Annotated in this window: 1 pseudogene; it reads left to right on the top strand. The window is 46.1% G+C overall.

The features are described from left to right. Positions 1 to 306: pseudogene (locus tag J0A66_RS22665) on the top strand (response regulator); the annotation flags it as partial.

Here is a 306-nt window from a genome sequence, read left to right as displayed (position 1 = left end):
AGGCGAGTTGCTGCTGGCGTGTGACAAAGCTAAAGAGGCAAAAGATTTTTATCATGCTGTAATCAATGTGCAGCCTTTTACCTGGGCCAAACTGGGATTGGTTAACGCGTTGATTAAACTGGATGAAGATGAAGAAGCGGAAAAACTAATCCTGCAACTCGCCTTTAAACCAGACTCACAGTTAGTCGCCTACGATTTACTTTGCGCGCTTCATGTTAAGCTACAGGATTTTGAATCGGCCTTGGAAGCCGTATTGATGGCAGCAGAAACATCCCCTCGTAATCTGCGTCGCCATAGGGTCGCTAT

This window comes from Bowmanella dokdonensis, from assembly GCF_017254865.1.
Classification (GTDB): domain Bacteria; phylum Pseudomonadota; class Gammaproteobacteria; order Enterobacterales; family Alteromonadaceae; genus Bowmanella; species Bowmanella dokdonensis.
The sequence above is the reverse complement of the archived record's forward strand: the minus strand, read 5'-3'. Positions and strand labels throughout refer to the sequence as shown.